Source organism: Photorhabdus sp. S10-54 (assembly GCF_963878145.1).
In the GTDB taxonomy this organism is placed as follows: Bacteria; Pseudomonadota; Gammaproteobacteria; order Enterobacterales; family Enterobacteriaceae; genus Photorhabdus; species Photorhabdus kayaii.
The window spans coordinates 50,392-69,773 of the sequence record NZ_CAWNXG010000018.1 but is presented as its reverse complement, the minus strand read 5'-3'; the positions used below and the strand labels follow the sequence as shown (position 1 = coordinate 69,773).

17 protein-coding genes and 1 tRNA gene are annotated in these 19,382 nt (G+C 40.1%); 3 read left to right on the top strand and 15 right to left on the bottom strand.

All coding sequences use genetic code 11. From position 1 onward, the window contains the following. The first annotated feature begins 10 nt into the window (after positions 1-10). Positions 11-370, top strand: a complete 360-nt coding sequence (locus tag AACQ83_RS12110) for a nuclear transport factor 2 family protein (protein WP_112877903.1) — start codon at positions 11-13, stop codon at positions 368-370. A 314-nt stretch (positions 371-684) separates the two neighbouring features. On the opposite strand, the gene cheZ is transcribed toward AACQ83_RS12110, so the two are convergent. The 15 genes from cheZ to cspE all read right to left on the bottom strand — a co-directional run bounded on the left by cheZ (position 685) and on the right by cspE (position 17,909). Further along, a complete protein-coding gene (gene cheZ, locus AACQ83_RS12105) occupies positions 685-1,335 on the bottom strand; it encodes a protein phosphatase CheZ (protein ID WP_112877902.1) in 651 nt (216 codons plus the stop codon). Between the two features lie 9 nt (positions 1,336-1,344). Beyond that, positions 1,345-1,734 carry a chemotaxis response regulator CheY gene (gene cheY, locus AACQ83_RS12100; protein ID WP_011146127.1) on the bottom strand — a complete coding sequence of 130 codons (390 nt, stop codon included), beginning with the start codon at positions 1,732-1,734 and terminating at the stop codon, positions 1,345-1,347. Positions 1,735-1,928: 194 nt separating this feature from the next. Further along, complete coding sequence (locus AACQ83_RS12095; RefSeq protein WP_112877901.1) at positions 1,929-2,981, bottom strand: protein-glutamate methylesterase/protein-glutamine glutaminase; 1,053 nt, start codon at positions 2,979-2,981, stop codon at positions 1,929-1,931. Further along, the gene (gene cheR / locus AACQ83_RS12090) at positions 2,974-3,861 is read right to left on the bottom strand and encodes a protein-glutamate O-methyltransferase CheR (protein WP_112877900.1); all 888 of its coding nucleotides are present in this window, start codon (positions 3,859-3,861) and stop codon (positions 2,974-2,976) included. The genes AACQ83_RS12095 and cheR overlap by 8 nt, the downstream gene beginning before the upstream one ends. A 6-nt stretch (positions 3,862-3,867) precedes the next feature. Next, the gene (locus AACQ83_RS12085; RefSeq protein WP_112877899.1) at positions 3,868-5,502 is read right to left on the bottom strand and encodes a methyl-accepting chemotaxis protein; all 1,635 of its coding nucleotides are present in this window, start codon (positions 5,500-5,502) and stop codon (positions 3,868-3,870) included. A 53-nt stretch (positions 5,503-5,555) separates the two neighbouring features. After that, on the bottom strand, positions 5,556-7,250 hold the full coding sequence (locus tag AACQ83_RS12080) for a methyl-accepting chemotaxis protein (protein ID WP_112877898.1): 1,695 nt from the start codon (positions 7,248-7,250) through the stop codon (positions 5,556-5,558). A 170-nt stretch (positions 7,251-7,420) separates the two neighbouring features. Next, positions 7,421-7,918 carry a chemotaxis protein CheW gene (gene cheW / locus AACQ83_RS12075; protein ID WP_011146122.1) on the bottom strand — a complete coding sequence of 166 codons (498 nt, stop codon included), beginning with the start codon at positions 7,916-7,918 and terminating at the stop codon, positions 7,421-7,423. Positions 7,919-7,969: 51 nt separating this feature from the next. Then, positions 7,970-10,015, bottom strand: a complete 2,046-nt coding sequence (cheA, locus tag AACQ83_RS12070) for a chemotaxis protein CheA (RefSeq protein ID WP_112877897.1) — start codon at positions 10,013-10,015, stop codon at positions 7,970-7,972. A 2-nt stretch (positions 10,016-10,017) separates the two neighbouring features. Next, positions 10,018-11,019, bottom strand: coding sequence for a flagellar motor protein MotB (gene motB / locus AACQ83_RS12065; RefSeq protein WP_112877896.1), 1,002 nt, complete (start codon positions 11,017-11,019; stop codon positions 10,018-10,020). Then, entirely contained in the window at positions 11,016-11,903 is an 888-nt protein-coding gene (motA, locus tag AACQ83_RS12060) for a flagellar motor stator protein MotA (protein ID WP_112877918.1), read from the bottom strand. The genes motB and motA overlap by 4 nt, the downstream gene beginning before the upstream one ends. Positions 11,904-12,038: 135 nt before the next feature. Next, the gene (gene flhC / locus AACQ83_RS12055) at positions 12,039-12,620 is read right to left on the bottom strand and encodes a flagellar transcriptional regulator FlhC (RefSeq protein ID WP_112877895.1); all 582 of its coding nucleotides are present in this window, start codon (positions 12,618-12,620) and stop codon (positions 12,039-12,041) included. A 3-nt stretch (positions 12,621-12,623) separates the two neighbouring features. Then, a complete protein-coding gene (gene flhD, locus AACQ83_RS12050) occupies positions 12,624-12,974 on the bottom strand; it encodes a flagellar transcriptional regulator FlhD (RefSeq protein WP_112877894.1) in 351 nt (116 codons plus the stop codon). 2,547 nt (positions 12,975-15,521) lie between these two features. Next, positions 15,522-15,704: a hypothetical protein gene (locus tag AACQ83_RS12045; RefSeq protein WP_112895063.1), complete on the bottom strand. Its 183-nt coding sequence runs from the start codon at positions 15,702-15,704 to the stop codon at positions 15,522-15,524. Positions 15,705-16,546: 842 nt separating this feature from the next. Then, positions 16,547-17,245: an MgtC family protein gene (locus tag AACQ83_RS12040; protein ID WP_192881017.1), complete on the bottom strand. Its 699-nt coding sequence runs from the start codon at positions 17,243-17,245 to the stop codon at positions 16,547-16,549. Positions 17,246-17,696: 451 nt separating this feature from the next. Then, positions 17,697-17,909 (bottom strand): transcription antiterminator/RNA stability regulator CspE, encoded by a 213-nt coding sequence (cspE, locus tag AACQ83_RS12035; protein ID WP_011146114.1) that lies wholly within the window; start codon positions 17,907-17,909, stop codon positions 17,697-17,699. 609 nt (positions 17,910-18,518) lie between these two features. On the opposite strand from cspE, the gene AACQ83_RS12030 reads away from it, so the two are divergent. Together AACQ83_RS12030 and AACQ83_RS12025 are read left to right on the top strand one after the other, a co-directional pair. Continuing rightward, a complete protein-coding gene (locus AACQ83_RS12030; protein WP_112877892.1) occupies positions 18,519-19,025 on the top strand; it encodes a YlaC family protein in 507 nt (168 codons plus the stop codon). 146 nt (positions 19,026-19,171) lie between these two features. Then, positions 19,172-19,247: transfer RNA gene (locus tag AACQ83_RS12025), tRNA-Asn, on the top strand. The last annotated feature ends 135 nt before the right edge of the window (positions 19,248-19,382 follow it).

Here is a 19,382-nt window from a genome sequence, read left to right as displayed (position 1 = left end):
GCAAAACATAATGAACCGAATAGATGAGTTAACCGCAGAACTTCTTAGCTCAATGAATCAGTATGACCTTAAACGACTGGATAATATTTTTTCTGAAGATATTTCACTTTATTATCCGGGCCTTCCTCCAATGGTAGGTAAAAAGATGTCGATTATTTTTCTCAAGAAGCTTTTCTCAAATTTTGAATATTTACATTTTAGGCAAACTGGTTTCATTGCTAGTAATAACCAGGCTTGCGTTATTTGGGAAAATGAAGGGCGCCGTAAAAATAGTGATATTTATAGCAATATGGGCGTGACATTAATCGAAATTATGGACGATAAAATAGTTCTCCTCAGCGATTACTTTAAATTTGCAGTGCCTCATTAAGTAGGATATCGCTGTAATAAAAATTTAGTGTTCTCTGGATGTTGTATTTGGTTTATACCTAATAGATTTCGAGTTGCAGCGCAGCGGCAAGTGAACGAATCCCTAGGAGCATAGATAACTATGTGACTGGGGTGAGTGAAAGTAGCCAACAAAGCAGCAGCTTGAAAGATGAAGGGTATAGATATTATCGCTACGCTCTTGTTTTATTAGTCTAGCTTCCAAGGAGAAGGTGAAGAGAATAAGATTAATACCATCAATCATATTTCCGGAAAATCTTTAATCCTGAGTGGCAGGTTTACCCCTGCCACGTTTATTCAGAAACCTAAGCTATCCAGTAGATCATCAACCTGAGCCTGATTAGCAATAACACCCACGCCGTTTTGGTTCACCTGCGGACCATTTAGTAAGCTGTCAGCCTCTTTCTTAGTTTTCGCTATCTGATCAGCCGGCATGTTTTCCATTAATACCATCACCAACTGTTTTTCTATTTCCTGAATAACATCCATCATCCGCTTGATAACTTGACCGGTAAGATCCTGAAAGTCTTGTGCCATCATGATCTCCAGCAGTTGAGCGTTAGTGAAAGCAGTATGTTCAGGTACCGAATTGAGGTAATTCCGGGTATCCATAACCAACGAGCGTGCCACAGGCATCTCAACTGGGTTTTCAAACCACTCATCCCAACGTTTTTTCAGTGATATTGCCGATGACTCTAACTCATTCTGACGAGGTTGCGCCGCTTCAACGCAATTAAGCGCCCTTTCCGCCGCCTGCGCTGTCATCTGCACAACATAGTCCAGGCGTTCTCTCGCATCGGGTATTGCCTCAGCAGCTTGGGCAATGGTTTGATCCAATCCCAATTCACGTAAACTATCACGCAACATACGCGTAAGCTGGCCGATACGGCTGATAATTTCACTGGCACTAATGGTCTCATCCCTTGGCATGACTGGATTTACACTCATTATGTCTCCTTAGAGGCCCAGTTTTTCAAATATTTTGTTGAGCTTTTCTTCCAGAGTAGCTGCGGTAAAAGGTTTAACAACATAGCCACTGGCCCCGGCTTGTGCGGCTGCAATGATATTTTCTTTCTTCGCTTCTGCGGTCACCATCAAAACCGGTATCTTAGCCAATTGGGCATCTTCACGAATGATTTTTAGCAACTCTAAACCATCCATATTGGGCATATTCCAATCAGAGATGATAAAGTCAAATTGCGATGCACGAATCTTAGCCAGAGCTTCTGCCCCATCTTGAGCTTCTTCTACATTATTAAAGCCCAATTCTTTTAAAAGGTTACGAACGATGCGACGCATGGTTGAAAAATCATCAACCACCAAAAATCTCAGATCCTTATTCGCCATAAAAACTCCTTGAAATTATTTACCAGTCAGCGCAGAGCCGCTTAAAAAATTAAATTTATACCCGTCATCTTTCAAGTTGCCTCTTTGTTGGCTGCGCTCACTCACCCCGGTCACATAGTTATCTATGCTCCCGGGGATTCGCTCCCTTGCCGTCGCGATGCACCTTGAAATCCATAGGGTATATCCGATAGCCGTTAAATACGGACAGCTTGCCCCGAGCTTATTTTTGCCAGCATGCTCTTGCTCATTTTGAGTATATCCATGACCTCATCCACCGCCCCCATTTGTATTGCCGCTCTTGGCATACCAAATACCACACAACTTGCTTCATCCTGCGCCAATGTGTACGCTCCCGCTTGCTTCATCTCTAGTAAACCCGCTGCGCCATCACTGCCCATGCCGGTCAGTAACACTCCGACAGCATTCTTCCCGGCAAATTTAGCAATTGATCGAAACAACACATCTACAGACGGACGATGACGATTAACAGCCGGTGCATCGGAGATCAGAACCTGGTAATCAGCACCATTACGACATAGTTCCATATGACGATCACCCGGAGCAATGTAAGCATGCCCCGGCAAAATCCGTTCACCATTTTCAGCCTCTTTTACAGTAATTTGGCTAAGTTTATTCAGCCGTTCAGCAAAAGAACGGGTAAAACCAGGTGGCATATGTTGGGTAATAAGTAGTGCCGGGCTAGTGACAGGTAACGGTTGCAACAAATTCTTTATTGCTTCCGTTCCTCCAGTAGAAGCGCCTACTGCTATCAGTTTTTCACTGGATAACAAAGGTTTAAAACTTAAAGGAGCAGAACTTACGGGTGTGATTATTGGTACAGATAATTTAGCCTGTGCTGCTGTCCGTATTTTCTCCGCGATAAGTTCACTGTAAGCCAGCATGCCTTCACGAATACCCAATTGAGGTTTGGTTACAAAGTCAACAGCACCAAGTTCCAATGCCCTTAATGTGATTTCAGAACCTTTGGCTGTTAGAGAAGAGATCATAACCACCGGCATTGGCCGTAAGCGCATTAATTTTTCCAGAAAATCAATACCATCCATGCGTGGCATTTCAACATCCAGTGTGAGCACTTGTGGATTATGCTTTTTAATCAGATCACGTGCTACCAGTGGATCTGGCGCACAAGCCACTACCTCCATATCCGAGTGACTATTGATGATCTCTCGCATGATTTGACGCATAAGCGCTGAATCATCGACACAAAGAACAGTTATTTTATTCATGACCTCTCCTTGCCCGGCCTACACCGTAAACGGTCTGTCCTTGCAAGTAGAATTCCCGGCTTATTTGAGTGACATTTTCAGAATGCCCTGCAAAGAGCAATCCATCGGGTTTTAACAAAGCAACAAAATGGCGCAGTATCCGTTCCTGAGTCTTTTTATCAAAATAAATCATAACATTACGGCAAAAGATGGCATCAAATTTCTCTTCAAATGGCCAATTGGGATCTAACAGGTTTAGATGCTGGAATGTCACCATGTCAGCAAGTTGGGGCCGGACACGAGCATAACCCTCATAAGATCCAATACCTTTAAAAAAGTAACGTTTTCTCTGTTGATCGGTCAGTTGACGCAACTCATCCAGTCGATAAACCCCTCTGCGTGCTTTTTCCAATACATGGGTATCAATATCACTGGCAATAATTTTTGCCCGGTGAAAATGCTCCCCTAAGACATCACTTAGCGTCATTGCAATCGAATATGGCTCTTCTCCTGTCGATGCCGCTGCACTCCATACCCGGTACGATCCATTTTTTTTACTTGCATGTTTAGCTAACAGAGGAAAATGATGAGCTTCCCTGAAAAACGCCGTCAGGTTAGTTGTCAATGCATTGATAAATTCCTGCCACTCCTCACTATTCATGTCATTTTCAAGAACGAACAGGTATTGCCCAAAATCACGTATTTCAAGGGTACGCAAACGCCGAATTAAACGGTTGTAAACCATCTCCCGTTTATGTGCAGCCAGCACAATACCCGCACGTTGATATATGAGCTGGCAGATGCGCTCAAAATGCGCATCTGACATGGTGTAACGCTGAATCATGTGATGCAGTGGTGAAGATGGCAAACTTGTCACTGAAGCAATTAAATTTGATTTCATCTGGCCTCAGCGAGTCTGATTGACTGCCCATTCGCTATCCGCAGACTTCAGCGTCAGTGAAAGTTCATTTTCAAGCTTATTTTCTGAATTATTGGGTAACTCAAATTGTGCCACTATTTGCACCAAAATATCGGCCTGGTCTTCAAGTGCCGCCGCCGCCGCCGCTGACTGTTCAACCAATGCCGCGTTCTGCTGAGTAACCTGATCCATCTGTGTAACAGCTTGTGCTACTTGATGAATTCCCCGACTTTGTTCATCAGATGCCGCAGCAATTTCAGCCATCAGATCCGTAACCTGGTTTACAGAAACGACCAATTCATTCATGGTCTTCCCTGCATGACTAACCAACTCGGAACCTTGGCTTACCCGCTGAACGGATTCACTAATTAATGTCTTAATCTCTTTCGCTGCTTCGGCACTTCGCTGAGCGAGATCCCTCACTTCACCAGCAACAACAGAGAAACCTCGGCCTTGTTCACCTGCCCGTGCGGCTTCTACTGCCGCATTCAATGCCAAAATGTTGGTCTGAAATGCAATACCATCAATGACGCTGATAATGGCACTGATTTTCTGTGAGCTATTGGCAATTGCATCCATTGTTTCCACAACATCAACTGTCAGTTCGCCCCCTTTAGAGGCTGTTTTCGATGCAGATACCGCCAATTCACTGGCCTGGCGAGCATTTTCCGCATTCTGACGTACAGTTGCAGTCAGTTGTTCCATACTGGCTGCCGTTTCTTCCAGTGATGCAGCTTGCTCTTCAGTGCGGGAAGAGAGATCGGTATTACCCTGAGTAATTTCCTGAATACCGTTATACATCAAGTTAGTATTCTCTTTTACCAAAGTAATGGAATTAACCAATGAACGTTGCATTTCACGTAATTTTAGGAACACTTCACCAATTTCATCTTGAGTGAAAACAGAAACTTCTTTATTGAGTTTTCCTTCCGCAACATTCTGGAAGTGGCTACGCATATTGGCAAAAGGTCTGAGCAGATTCTTTTTCAACCACCAATGAGCCGCCCAGGCAACAACCAGTACCATTAATATCGCACCTGCAAACATGGCAACTGAAATTTGGTAATAAAGACGACCATCTTGAACGGCGGTGGTAATCTCCTCACCGATATATTGCATATAATGATTGAAATCAGATTCAAGTTGCTGCTGATACTTTTCTGTCGGCTGGTCTAAGAATGCATCATAATTACCACTTTCTAAAAAAGCCGAGAGTTCTCTAAGCGCTTTGATATATTCCTTATAACTGGTTTCTACCGAGGCCAGCAATACACTACTACCATCCTCGTCATTCAATTTAGGCAGCGCAATAAACTCAGCAAAATGCATCTCAGCCCTATCTAAGGTCTCCTTAACATTAGCAACCATACTGCCAATATGATCCTCAGATTGTTGCAGCGTTTTCCCTACAGCGATTCGATTAAGTGTATTACGCGATTGCAGCAGAGCTGCCCAGCTCAACCCTAAGGTATCCCTCTTCTGTGTTCCCAGATCAATCCGTTCAATATAAGACTGATCTGCGTGAATGATTTCAAGTGATAAACCACTTGAGATTATCTGCATTACACAAAACATCATCAGTAACAGATATAAACTGGTTGATATACGAAGCCTGCCTAACATGTAATCACCTCTGTTAACGGCTGCATGTGCAGCCGTAGTTATCGCTTAGTGTTTTAAAATGTTTCCCAATTAGCTTGTTCTTCCACATTGTTCGCTTTCTTCAACACCAGTGGATTCGATTTAGCAGGAGGAGTCTTAGCCACAGGTAAATGCTCAATTTTCATTTCGGGTTGAGATTTATCGTCAAGATTCGGCAATTGGAACAGAGAAACTAGTTTCTTCAATCCAGCAGCTTGATCTTCCAGTGCAGCCGCTGCTGCCGCGGATTGCTCAACTAAAGCAGCATTTTGCTGTGTTACACGATCCATTTCGGAGATAGCCAGGCCAACCTGAGTTATCCCTCTGCTTTGTTCATCGGATGCAGATGCAATTTCACCCATAATGTCAGTGACACGGGTGACTGAACTGACAATGTTATTCATGGTTTCACCAGCGCTTTCAACCAAGACAGAACCGGTATCTGCGCGGCTTACTGAATCTTCTATTAATGCTTTGATCTCTTTTGCCGCCTCAGCACTACGCTGTGCAAGGTTACGCACTTCTCCTGCCACAACAGCAAAACCTCGCCCATGTTCACCGGCACGTGCTGCTTCCACTGCGGCATTCAACGCCAAAATGTTAGTCTGGAACGCAATAGCATCAATAACACTGGTAATATCGGAAATCTTCTGAGAACTACCGGCAATTTCACGCATTGTCTGTACAACATTCGCCACGACTTTTCCACCCTGGCGTGCAACTTCAGAAGCACTATCAGCTAAGTTACTTGCCTGACGAGCATTTTCCGCATTTTGGCGTACAGTTGCTGTCAATTGCTCCATACTGGCGGCGGTTTCTTCCAAAGAAGCAACTTGTTCCTCAGTGCGAGAAGAAAGATCATTATTTCCAGCAGCAATTTCACTGGTTCCGTTATAAATACTTTCACTGCTTTGACGAACACTACTGACAGTAGTGATAAATTCTTTTTGCATATGCTTCAAGCCAACAGCCAGCGTACTCATCTCATTTCTGCCTGAAACAGTCACATTTTGTGTTAAATCACCGGTAGAAAGTGCCTTAATATTCTCCAATAATTTGTTTAACGGATTCAGCAAACTATGTTTAATGCTAACCCAACTAAAAATCATGGCTGAAACCAGAATCAGCATGATAATACCCAACATAATCACCGCATTTCTGTAAGAGATACTTGCATCAAATACCACATCAGAATAGAGATGATCGTTTTGGGTCAAATAGAAGTTATATTCTTCCTCAAAAGCACTCTGATATTTGCCCGTTGGCTGGTTGAAAAATTCTACCGCCCGATCATGTTCAAGCAGAACAATAAGCTCATGAAGCGCTGAAATATAAACATCATAGGCTTTTTTAAGGCGATTAAGACTTTCTGATTCATGAATAGGCAATTTAGCGGTCTGTTCGTATTGTTCAAAACGCTGCTCTGCGATAGAGAGGTTACTTCTGGCATCTGTCAGTAACTGCTCCAATGTGTAGTAATTATCGACTCCCTCATCTTTTTTCATCATGTAACGAATGCCAGCACGGTTCAAGTTGTTACGGGCCTGTAACAAATTAACCCAAGTGTCATTCAAAAATGTCTGCTGTTCCCGCATTTTATCCAGTATTTCTAGATTTTCCTTGTTACTTTTCAACTCATGGAAGAAAAGCCCTCCAGATATAAATTGCAGAGCACCAAATAATATGATGACCGCCATCAGTCCGGTCACTATTTTCATTCGGTTAAACATGTTTTCCCTTTTTACAATAGATCAGCATGGCTCTGTTATCGGCATCATCAAAGGAAACTTTACTGGTCGTATAAAAGAAATTTGAATATTTTTTCTGACGAAATTAACGAGGGATAGACAAAAAGTAGCTGCCATCTGTCGATGTCGATGATGGCAGTGATATTTAATGATTAACTTTTAGCTACTGAATCTACCAGAGCCATCTCTTCACTGTTAAGCAACTTCTCAATATCCACCAAAATCAGCATGCGATCATCAAGTGAACCCAATCCTGTTAGATATTCGGTAGATAATGTTACTGCAAATTCAGGCGCCGGACAGATTTGCTCAGCTTTGAGCGATAAAACATCCGAAACACCATCAACTACAATACCTACCACCCGGTTTAACAGATTCAAAACAATAACAACGGTATTATCATTATAGGTAACCGTTTCCTGAGCAAATTTAATTCTCAGGTCAATGATAGGCACAATAACGCCACGCAGATTGGTTATCCCTTTAATGAATGCCGGCGTATTTGCAATACGGGTAACCTGATCATAGCCCCGTATCTCCTGTACTTTCAGTATTTCGATACCATACTCTTCATCACCTAGGGTAAAAACTAAATATCCTTCCCCGGCAGTTTCTCCTGACAATTTATTAAACGCTTCTATGGCCGACATGATCTTACCTTTTACTGTGAGATTGACGATTTTTCATGGGGATCCCCCCATTCAGTGCTTATTTTTTGCTAATAACTCAGCTTTGTTGAGTGCCAATTGGTCATGATTGAGTTGCTGCAAGGCAGAAATATCAATAATCAACGCCACACTGCCATCACCCATAATTGTGGCAGCGGAGATCCCGGGTACCTTGCGATAGTTACTTTCGATATTTTTCACAACCACTTGATGCTGCCCAACTAATTGATCAACCAGCAAGGCATAACGACGGCCGGCACTTTGTACAATCACAATAATCCCTTTCGTCGGATCTGTCTTTGCATCAGGAATATCAAAAACTCGATATAACTTAATGAGTGGCAAGTATTCTCCTCTGACATGCAATAATTTTTCATCTCCCGCCAAGGGATAAATATCTTCTTCCTGCGGTTGAAGAGAACTTACTACTGCACTTAACGGCAAAATAAACACTTCGTCATTCACTTTCACTGACATACCATCAAGGATTGCCAGTGTCAGAGGTAACAAAATCCGCGTCACTGTCCCTTTACCTGCCTGGAAGTTAATTTGGATTTGCCCTCCCATTTCCTGAATATTTCGCTTAACTACGTCCATTCCTACACCGCGGCCAGATACATCTGTTACAACTTCAGCCGTGGAAAAACCAGGCGCGAAAATCAACATCGCAACCTCTTCGTTACTCATGTTTTCACTGACTGAAAGCCCTTGTGATGTCGCTTTGGCCAGAATCTTTTCACGGTTCAACCCGGCGCCATCATCTACAACTTCAATACAAATATTCCCACCCTGATGTTCAGCAGAAAGTGTCAAGTTGCCCGTTTCAGGTTTACCCACAGCAAGCCGAGCTTCTGGTTCTTCAATACCATGATCTAGACTGTTACGGACTAGATGAGTCAGCGGATCAATAATGCGCTCGATTAAACTCTTATCCAATTCTGTGGAACTGCCAACCAAAGTGAGATCCACTTTTTTATTCAGCTTGCTAGCAAGATCCCTGACTAAACGCGGGTAACGGCTGAACACATATTCCATCGGCATCATACGGATAGACATCACAGATTCTTGCAAATCTCTGGAATTTCTCTGTAACTGAACCATGCAATTTAGCAAATCGCCATGCAAAGTCGGTTCAAGAGCGTTACAGTGCTGAGCCAACATAGATTGAGTAATAACCAGTTCACCAACCAGATTTATCAGTTGATCAACCTTCTCAACCGCAACCCGAATACTGGAAGATTCTGCCCGTTGACGTGGCGATCCAGCCGGTGGTATCGGCGCAGGACGCCCGGCAGGCGGTGTGGAACCTTTCTCCGGCGTAGTTGTTTTAACGACTTTAGCTGTATCTTTATTTTTAACTTTGTCTTTGGGTTCAGCTACCGGCAAGAAAGTGATCTGTTCCGGTTCAATAACAAAACAGAGAACTGCCGTGATATCATCCTCTGTGGCTGATGTTACCAATGATGCTTCAACACTATCCCTAGTCTGTTCAGCATCATAAACCTCCCCCAGATTACTCAGCTCATCAAGCATCAGAGAAACTTCACGCTCTTTCAGACCAGAAAGATGAACCCGAACTCTACCTTGCTGATTTTCAGTCGCAACAGGCTCCGATTTTAATTCTGGTTCAGATTCAGTCACCTCTGGCATCACCGCATCTATGACAGACTCAACCCCGCCTTCATTCTCTCTCTGTACTTCCAATGCAAGCTGGCGCAAAGTCTCACAGATGTAGGTAAACGCACTTTCATCCGGCTCCTGAGAACTTTTATAGGCATCCAACTGTTGCTGCATAATATCTTTCGCTTCTAAAAACAGGTTGATAATATCAGTCGTCAGACTCATTTCATCTCGTCTGGCACTGTCCAGCAAATTTTCCAGAACATGCGTGGTTTGCTGTAGTTTGATAAAACCAAAAGTCGCAGCGCCACCTTTTATTGAGTGAGCACTACGAAAAATAGCATTCAATTGCTCCTGATCTGGCGCATCAGGATCGAGCTGCAATAGATGCTGTTCCATATCCTCCAGCAATTCGTCTGCTTCATCAAAAAAAGTCTGATAAAACGCGGTAATATCCATCGTTACTTTGTCACCTTGGTCGGTACACGATTAGGCTCAGCACTCAACGACGCTGGTGCTGGCTGGGCCAATACTGTGATTTCATTGGACTGTTGTGTTGGCCTACTTTCAGCTGAATCCTTTCCAATCACCTCGTGAATTTCCTTACTATCATTAATAATCAAGGAATCGCTGCCGGTGTTTTGCTGTTCAATCCGCTCTTCCGCTTGTTTATTGAGCACTAAAATACTGATGCGACGGTTAACCGGTGCGCTGGCATCTTCCTGTTTCAGACGAACCGTTGAAGCCATACCAACCACCCGCAATATCTTTACTTCATCCAGCCCACCTATCAACAGCTCTCTCCTTGATGCATTCGCCCGATCTGCGGAGAGTTCCCAGTTACTGTAACCACGCTCACCATTAGCATATTTCAAGTCATCAGTATGACCTGATAGGCTGATTTTATTGGGAATATCGTTCAAGATTGGTGCAATAGCCCGCAAAATGTCACTCATGTAACTTTCAACTTTTGCACTGCCAACCATAAACATTGGCCGGTTTTCCCGGTCAATAATCTGGATACGTAACCCTTCATCCATCATGTCAATCAACAGATGTGGACGTAATGCTTTAAGGCGAGGATCAGTAATGATCAACTGATCGAGTTGCTCACGCAGCCTATTTAACTTGCGAGCCTCATCATTAGCTTCAACGACTTCAACCTGACGCAAAATATCGCCTTCCTGATGAAGCACATCTTCCCCCCCTCCGGGAATAGGATTCGAGCTATCACTGCTACGCTCCCCTTTATTGATTGCAACTTGTAACGGGGTACGAAAATATTCTGCAATTCGGGTCAATTCTTGTGGGCTGGAAATTGCCAACAACCACATAACCAGAAAAAATGCCATCATGGCGGTCATAAAATCAGCATAAGCAATTTTCCATGAACCACCATGATGTTTGATGCCATTCCTTTTACGTCTTTTTACCCTAATGACAGAGACGTTACGCGCCTTCATGCCTGTTCTTCAGTTTCTTGTTGAACAGGTGATTTTACCCGGCGAACATGTTCTTCCAACTCAGTGAAAGAAGGGCGATCTGTGAGATACAGTGTCTTACGGCCAAATTCAACCGCAATTTGCGGAGCATAACCATTCAGGCTGGATAATAATGTCACTTTAATGCATTGCATCATTTTAAGATGTTCACCGCTGCGCTGACGTAACAATGTTGCCAATGGCGAGATAAAACCATATGCCAGCAAAATACCGAGGAATGTCCCAACCATTGCATGAGCAATCAGCACGCCAAGTTCTCCTGCCGGGCGATCTGCCGAACCCAAAGCATTAACAACCCCCATAACAGCAGCGACAATACCAAAAGCAGGAAGAGAATCTCCAACCATCATCAAGCTGGTTGCCGGAATCTCGCTTTCCTGCTCATAAGTTTCAATTTCTTCATCCATCAAAGCTTCAATTTCATGGGGATTCATATTGCCGCTGACAATCAATCGCATGTAGTCAGTGATAAAATCCATCAAATGCTTATCCTTAAGCAAACGCGGATACTGGGTGAAAATATCGCTCTGCTGAGGATGTTCGATATCTCGCTCTAATGCTAAGAGACCCTGCATGCGAGATTTTGCTAACAATCGAAAAAGCAACGCCATCAGATCCATATACATCACCTTGTTATATTTAGATCTACGCATTACCTTTGGCAAAACACGTAATGTTGCCTTAATCGCTTTTCCGTTGTTACCAACAATGAAAGCACCGATACCAGCACCAGTGATAATTAAAAATTCAGCGGGTTGATAAAGTGCGCCCAAATGACCACCTACAATCAGGTAACCACCGATTACCGCACCAAAAACTACGATATATCCTAAAAGTACTAACACGCGATATCCTTTAGCTAAGTTGGTGAGCGGATGGGAAGTTGAGCAGTTTGAATCCAGAATGGTTGTGGTTTCAATACAGGTTACAGGAGAAAAAGTAAAATCTGTAACCTGTAGGAATAATTTTCCCATTTAAATTCACACTGCGTGCTGAGCAAGTCCATCCAGCAGTTGTGAATTAGTATCGGCAGACTCAGAGGAAAGTTTACGTTTTTTTACTGCACGTGATGGCGGTTGGCAAAGGCTACAAACAAAGCTATTCACAGGTTGATGAGCATGAGTAATAAAAGTTCCACCACAGGTCCGACATTGTGAAGGTTGCAACATGCCACTGTCCACAAAACGTACCAACGTCCAGGCACGAGTCAACGCCAAAACCGGTGCGTCCCCTTCAACAGGAGGACATTGTTCAAGATAGAGTCGATACGCTTTAACAACAGCCTCTACACCTTCACAATAACCACTCTTGAGTAAAAAACGATAGGCATTATAGAACATCGATGAATGAATATTCTGTTCCCACGTCATAAACCAATCTGTTGAAAAAGGCAGCATCCCCTTTGGCGGAGGACTCCCCCTCAATTCTTTATAAAGTTTAATTAGTCGCCCTCTGCTCAATTGCGTTTCACTTTCAAGCATTTGTAACCGTGCCCCCAAAGTGATGAGTTCCATCGCCAACTGTATATCCTTAGCTTCTTGAACTATACTTTTCTCGGCCATCTCTTATGCTCTTTTTTTCACTGACGTATCGTCTTTCGAAGATAACTTCTGAAATAAATGAGTAGATAACAAAATGCCTGTATGTATTTGTTGTAAATCATCCACTCGAGATTCCCTAGTAAGCTGCTGAATAGTCTCACTGTCTTCGAACCGGAAATTACAGACTAATTGATTAGTCTCAGCGAGCTTGACCAACTGAGGTAATGACAATTCAGACAACGTATCAGCCATAGAATCGCTAATACCTAAACGGAACATCGCTGACGCTTTTTCATGGTTAATTAATCGCTGAGCTAAAAGCAAATACGATAAATTTATGTCATAAATATGTTTGAGCAATTCAACCGTACTCATTTCTCTATCCCGTCCGATTACATTAAAAAATCAGTTAAGTGTTCGAAAAACCACTCGTGACAAAATTCCTAAAATAGCTTAGGGATTAATAATCTCTTACATAACTAAAATATACAGGCTTAGTCAGAGCAGTAACCATCCTTTGTATTACTTTTGATTCATCCAACTTCAAAAATATTGCGGTAGTGAGCTGCAAAAGTATTATTGCGTTACCTGATATAACATTTTTCATTAGCGATTAAGAATATTCTTAATGCAGAACAACTTTACTCCTGAATCATCAACTTATACAACGGAAAGAGGGCGCAATTTTAAATACTATGTGACATAACTCACAAAAACAAGGGCTTTTAATATGCATTTAATCGATGAATTGCTCATTAACTATTCAAACAATTAAATAAAATCCGAATTCTCAATTTTAATAAGTTAAATTATCTAAATAAAAATATTAGATATATTTTTTGATTTTATACGATCTATTAAACTTATAAATTTAAAATAACGATAAAAAATCCTATCCTGAGTCAAACTAACACTAAAAAAGACAGTTTTATCCCTGAGTAATAAGTGTAAACAATAATCTTATTCTGAGATCCAGAATCTCCATTTGTACGATAAAACAGATTGGGTTTATGTAAAATTTGGTTGTAAAAAAGATACTGGTATGATCACTTTTCGTTTAGATTTGTACTTTCTTTAACCAAAAGGTTTAACTAAAAATGCATACCTCAATGCACAGATAACACTAACCATACAAAAATAGCATAAAATACAGTAAGATAATGAATAAAAAAACAACTATAACAACATTTTATTGATTGCATAACAATCAATATCCAGCACAGAGATAGCCAGAAAAATCGGCCTATTTCGACTCCTGACAACCCAAATAGCAGCAAAATTAATTAGAAAAACTTATCAAATATTGTATTTCATAATATAATAATACGCAAAACCTCTCTATCAATTACTTTATCTTTTTCATCTTTAGTCTTCATACTTAAAATTAACCATTAATTAAATTTACACATGGTCAATATATATATTTTAAAAACATTAGGCATTTTAAACGAATTGAATATGATTTATTATCCCTACAATCTGCTTTAAAGTTCTATATAAGAAATACAATTCCAGAAATAAAACCTCCAAACCACATAAATATATAATCCTATTAAATACCTATCATAAATTAAATTACCACTCTTTATATAATACAAGAAATGAATAGTTTACACATTAATATTTAAATAAAAACACACGCTATTTCCCAATTCATATTCTTATGATACAAATCAAGTGAAATATTAAAAGTCATTTTTTCCATTTTTCATTATTTCATGTAATATTTACGACTATCATCACAAAAACATTATTTATACATATAAAAAACACAGCTAATAATGTCATTAACATATATCAAAAATGTCATTTTCTTAAATGATAAGAATAGATAAAACAATTAACTCTATAGGAACAAAATAATTAATTGAGATTTACCGCACAAATAACTAATAGGAATAGAGATAAAAATCAATATCATTTCCCATCAGAATAATGAAATCAATAATCATTGGTGATATAAATATCCTGATATTCCATAAAAAAGATGAAAAAATAGGATTTTGATAAGAAATTTATTTTCCTATATAAATAATAGTGATAATTTTCCGAGTAATTATAACTATTCCTCAAATATGACAGTTAATGCAACAACAGATTACAACCTAACCTAATCACAGAAACACTCTCAGAACAAAGGCACTAAACCCAATAGTTCATCAAACAAGAAGGGAATATAGCTATCGAGAATCATTATCAATTATGTAATCAATAACACTGGAAATGCATCTGTTTTTTGGACAAAACACATCCTTTATATGCACAATATATGAACAAAAGATATCTGAAAAAATAACAATTCAATACACTAATCTGGCTAAAATAAAACCTGATGAACAAAATTTTTCACTAAAAAATTATAAATATCAACATATATATCTATAAGATAAAAATAAAACAAACTAGCTCCACCAATACCATAGAATATCCAACATTTTTAATACCTCATTTATAATGATCTTCTCAAGAACCGTTTAATCCATTTTACCTCAATGTAAAAAAACCAAGAAATATCACACATCAGATCTTGTACTAGTAAATGAATATTTTGCGCCAAAAAGAATGGAATAAAGACTCTGGTAACCAATATTGAAAAAACATTCCAAAATTCAAACTTGCCGTTATATTCAAGCACTTGATAATACTCCCACTCGCCTCTCTTCTCTTAACGGCCCTTCATTTGACACCCCTAAACTCTTATCAAGCCTAGTAATATCTATCGCTTTTTTTGCACTATCTGTACCTTTGCTAACAAAAACTCCTACATCAGCGTATCTCAATACCACAGCACCATTAATGTTATCATCAAGAAACCAACTGTATGCCCGTTCTTTTGCAATACAGGATTTTTACGATACACAGTTTGCTAAATACCAATCTGATTTCATTTCTCAAGATTTCAGTCACCATCAACTCTGTTTGTTAGAATGCTAAAATAACTTTGAGTTCTAACCCTACATCATGACAAATCCTGACAGTAATAGCAGAATTATCCACGGTAAGAACTCCTGCTGCTGTGTTACTCTTTCTTAATACAGAAATAACAGGGACCACACTCCCCTCCACTGGATCAAGGAAAGTTAGCAACTCCTGTAATATCATCACTCTTTCATCACCATAAAGATGACAAACGTTTTTACTTTATCATCGGATAAATATCGAACTGTTAAATTAATACTCTAAAATTTTGTCTGATGGTAACCATCAGCCACTTCCATTATTTTTTCACGACATTCTCCATCAAGCAGAATTATTATCTATTTTACTCTTATATAAGAACAAACTTAGATCACTTCTTCTACTTACCCTTTGAAAATAATTGATATTTTCACTGAAAATTCTGAGCAATAATGAGCAGCTGATGGAGAACCAAATTAAATATCAACTCATCAATTTTTCTGTACCCGCGTATGATACCTATATCAGGTTTACCACGGCTAAATTCTGATATGAGAATAGCAATGTTCAACAGTCAGTCCAGTGACAAAACCAAGGCTAAAAATACCGCATCGAACGATTTTTACTTGGAGAAGCCATTAATCAACAATAGATTTAATTGTAACAATAGTAACTATTTGACCAATACCACTTCGCGTATCTGCCTCAAATAGCAGCAAGAACATAATCTCTCTTGGTACAAGATATGCGATCAATCATTCTGAGTACCAGGATCTGTAAAACTACAACGCAGTACTGTTACCACCACTCTAATCACAAGCTTCACAGCTTTGTTTATAATTTATCCTTGCCAAAATCACCAGCATATAAATAAAAGCATTACGGACGAAATATTCACCTTAATTATTTGGAAAATAGTTCTAAATAATTTCTTAATTATACGTTGCCTAACTGGGGAAACACACCATAGGCAACGCTTTGTTTGTTTCTTATGACGAAAATTATGATTCCTTATCAAATTAGTGATAACTGTTTTACACAAAAGACTTTCAGATCGGTAGTTCAGAAACAATTTTCCAGTTTATTGAGCTAACGCTCTTTTCCAGACTTATACGACAAACAATTGCTTCAATCTCTTTTTGCTCATCCAGAGTTGCTAACACTTCAGCGCACACTTCAAATTTTCCAGATTGAACTCTAGCAGCGAAACTCAGTGATCGTAGCCTCACAGCGACTCCATTGAGAGCCTGTAACACCAAAGTTCTCACCAGAATTTCGTCATCACTGTCACACACTATGTGAATTTTATAACACTGTACTTGATCAATAGCCTGCTGCCTGGGTTGTAAATTAATGCGCAAAGCTGCTTCACGTAACAATATATTTGCGCAAAGAATAATCGCTGTCGCTATCCCTGCTAGCCAATATTGTCCCAAGCCACACAGCACACCAATTCCAGCCGAGCACCATAAAGTTGCTGCGGTATTTAATCCATGAATGTTCATACCTTCCCGCATAATGACACCCGCACCAAGGAAACCAATACCTGAAACAACTTGTGCAGCAATACGACCAGCACTATCGGGTGAAGTTGTTATTGAACTGAGGATAAAAACTGCTGCACCGGTCGCAACTAATGCATTGGTTCTTAAACCTGCCATACGTTGACGCCATTGGCGCTCAGCACCAATTAATGCGCCAAAACACATAGCCGATAATAAATGAAAGACAAAAGGAGTTATTAACATGACATTCTCCATACAACCAAATGGATAAATAATCATGTGCATTTGTTTTGCACACAGAAATGTATGCTGAATATTTAATTCAGCCCTATTTTCTGTCCATACCTGGAGGTAACAAAGCGTAAATATATAACAGCATAATAAAAACCCAACATACTATCCCGGTTATTTGACCAAAACCGGATAACATCATTCTTTGAGTAAGTACAGCTCAGATATTTTGAGTGGTACTGCCCGCTTTATTTGGCAAGCAGCAAATCGGAAGGAAATAAATAGCTTGCCGTTTTATTGTCTATTTAACCGAAAACTTTGACTATCCAATGGCTATCTCTCCAATAAAATTCGTACGAAGTATAATCAGGAGTAATTAATAAGTAAAGAAGGATATGGCTTTAGCAAAGAAAAAGCCCGTCACTATAGAAAATAGTGACGGGCTTCAAAATCATCCAAGCAATCAGATAGCCATTACGTTTGCTGCTGCTGGGCCTTTTGCACCATTTTCAATGGTGAATTCTACGTTCTGGCCTTCTGCCAAAGTTTTGAAACCGTTACCCTGAATGGCAGAGAAGTGAACGAATACGTCTTTGCTACCGTCAGCTGGGGTGATGAAACCGAAGCCTTTAGACTCGTTGAACCACTTCACTTGACCTTTCATTTTGTCAGACATTGTGACTTTCCTATATATCAAAAAAATTTTGCCACCATTGGGCATGTATTGGCCAGTTATATCAGCTATTACTTATGGAGGCACTAAGAAGGAAACGCGTCAACAAAGGCTATCTGAGGATAACACTTACACATAACTCATTAACTCAAGATGTCGTACATAAAGTAGGTCTGTTAATCAGGCCGGCTGCATTAACTCATGATAGAAAAGGAATAGCAACCTTTTTATGCATTGGTGTTTTAAAAAAAATATTTATGCTCATTATTAAAGCAATAATTTAACAAACAATGTCATTAGTTATAAATTTTTTTGATTTATTCAACCTTTATCTTAATGAAAGCATTAGAGTTAATCTTAGTCAATAACAATTGGCAGATTAAAATAAAACAACTGATCTACGTAAGATCACCTCCCCCATGCTAGCCTTAAGGGCAATATATACCCGTCATCTTTCAAGTTGCCTCTTTGTTGGCTGCACTCACTCACCCCGGTCACATAGTTCTCTATGCTCCCGGGGATTCGCTCCCTTGCCGCCGCGATGCATCTTGAAATCCATAGGGTATAGTTATGAAAATATTTCACTTTTCTTTTGCTTAATCAGGTCAATATATGAATATCATTAAACAGATACTGATTCAGGATCTTGAACGAATCAACATCGAAGAACAACGTGATGGTAAACCCCGTTTTAACAGCCAATTTATCAGCAACCATCCTTATCTCTGCCTGGCTATGCTTGTATCCTACCTGTTTCTCGCTGCACTTATCTGGTATGCCCCATATTTTAGTTTACTTTCACTGCTAGCTTTTACAGTACTCTTCATTATTATGTCGGCGGTTTTATTACTCGAAATCAAACCTGTGTATCGGTTTGATGATATCGGCGTACTTGATCTACGGGTATGTTACAACGGCGAATGGTTCGTCAGCGAAAAAATCTCAGACTGCGCAATCAAAGAGCTTTGTTCCCACCCTCATGTTCCATTGGCAATAAAAGATGAAATCAAGCGCATTATACAAATGAAAGGTGAAATTCATTTTTATGATGTTTATATCATGGTGTTTCCTGAGCAATCACATATAGCAACATCGTTACCGATCATGAATAGCCGATAAAATGAACAAAAGTACTCAACTTCAGTGAAATAGCACAGTTATAAGACAATGCGCTCATATGGCAAGCAAATAATAAACTAGTAAGCTTTTTTGCGTTGACAGCGTTTCAATTGATCGCTAGTATGCGCCCCGTTCTCAAGAACGATTCCTCCATAGTTCAGTCGGTAGAACGGCGGACTGTTAATCCGTATGTCACTGGTTCAAGTCCAGTTGGAGGAGCCAAATTCAAGCCTGGAGATGTTAAAGAGAATCTCTAGTACGCATAGAATAGCTGGTATACAAAAAATATGGCTAGCATGCAAAAAAGCCCAATAAGAATTGGGCTTTTTTTCTATGTAAGCAACAACACATTCGCCG

What these genes read in the sequence shown, in the direction of transcription:
- cheW (WP_011146122.1), bottom strand. Translation starts at nt 7,918, where the DNA reads ATGTCGGCCATAGAAGCGTTTAATAAATTGTCAGGAGAAACTGCCGGG.
- cheR (WP_112877900.1), bottom strand. Translation starts at nt 3,861, where the DNA reads ATGAAATCAAATTTAATTGCTTCAGTGACAAGTTTGCCATCTTCACCA.
- cheZ (WP_112877902.1), bottom strand. Translation starts at nt 1,335, where the DNA reads ATGAGTGTAAATCCAGTCATGCCAAGGGATGAGACCATTAGTGCCAGT.
- flhD (WP_112877894.1), bottom strand. Translation starts at nt 12,974, where the DNA reads ATGAGTACGGTTGAATTGCTCAAACATATTTATGACATAAATTTATCG.
- motB (WP_112877896.1), bottom strand. Translation starts at nt 11,019, where the DNA reads ATGAAGGCGCGTAACGTCTCTGTCATTAGGGTAAAAAGACGTAAAAGG.
- AACQ83_RS12095 (WP_112877901.1), bottom strand. Translation starts at nt 2,981, where the DNA reads ATGAATAAAATAACTGTTCTTTGTGTCGATGATTCAGCGCTTATGCGT.
- AACQ83_RS12040 (WP_192881017.1), bottom strand. Translation starts at nt 17,245, where the DNA reads ATGTTAATAACTCCTTTTGTCTTTCATTTATTATCGGCTATGTGTTTT.
- AACQ83_RS12080 (WP_112877898.1), bottom strand. Translation starts at nt 7,250, where the DNA reads ATGTTTAACCGAATGAAAATAGTGACCGGACTGATGGCGGTCATCATA.
- cheA (WP_112877897.1), bottom strand. Translation starts at nt 10,015, where the DNA reads ATGGATATTACCGCGTTTTATCAGACTTTTTTTGATGAAGCAGACGAA.
- AACQ83_RS12110 (WP_112877903.1), top strand. Translation starts at nt 11, where the DNA reads ATGAACCGAATAGATGAGTTAACCGCAGAACTTCTTAGCTCAATGAAT.
- flhC (WP_112877895.1), bottom strand. Translation starts at nt 12,620, where the DNA reads ATGGCCGAGAAAAGTATAGTTCAAGAAGCTAAGGATATACAGTTGGCG.
- cheY (WP_011146127.1), bottom strand. Translation starts at nt 1,734, where the DNA reads ATGGCGAATAAGGATCTGAGATTTTTGGTGGTTGATGATTTTTCAACC.
- AACQ83_RS12030 (WP_112877892.1), top strand. Translation starts at nt 18,519, where the DNA reads ATGAATATCATTAAACAGATACTGATTCAGGATCTTGAACGAATCAAC.
- cspE (WP_011146114.1), bottom strand. Translation starts at nt 17,909, where the DNA reads ATGTCTGACAAAATGAAAGGTCAAGTGAAGTGGTTCAACGAGTCTAAA.
- AACQ83_RS12085 (WP_112877899.1), bottom strand. Translation starts at nt 5,502, where the DNA reads ATGTTAGGCAGGCTTCGTATATCAACCAGTTTATATCTGTTACTGATG.